The sequence below is a fragment of the Streptomyces sp. WM6372 genome, from assembly GCF_001279655.1.
Lineage (GTDB): Bacteria > Actinomycetota > Actinomycetes > Streptomycetales > Streptomycetaceae > Streptomyces.
This window is the reverse complement of sequence record NZ_LGDB01000103.1, coordinates 1-453: the sequence shown is the minus strand read 5'-3', so window position 1 is coordinate 453 and position 453 is coordinate 1. Positions and strand designations below refer to the sequence as shown.

The 453-nt window shown below is 71.1% G+C and carries 1 protein-coding gene; it reads left to right on the top strand.

The window, feature by feature from the left end; all coding sequences use genetic code 11:
- On the top strand, positions 1-453 hold a 453-nt coding region (locus ADK52_RS09155; protein WP_234343581.1), incomplete at both ends, for a condensation domain-containing protein.

The window sequence follows — 453 nt, the reverse complement described above, 5'->3', positions numbered from 1 at the left end:
GATCGTGGTGCGGCCGAGGAGGCGTGGCGGCGGTCCCTGGCGGGTGTGGAGGAAGCGACCCGGCTCGCGCCGGTGCGTGCGGGGCGGGTACCGGTGGCTCCCGAGCGGGTCACGGTGCGTCTGCCGGAGCAGCTGACCGCTGCGCTGACGGCTGCGGCGCGGAGTTGCGGGGTCACGTTGAACACCGTGGTCCAGCAGGCGTGGGCGGTGCTGCTCGGGCACATGACCGGCCAGGACGACGTGGTCTTCGGTGCGACCGTCGCCGGACGCCCGGCCCAGATCCCCGGCATCGAGTCGATGGTCGGCCTGTTCATCAACACCGTTCCCGTACGGGTGCGCCTCAAGCCGGCGGAATCCGTACGAGAGGCACTCGTACGCCTCCAGGACGAACAGAGCGCCCTCCTGCCCCACCAGCACCTCAAACTCACCGACATCCACCACCTGACCCCGGCC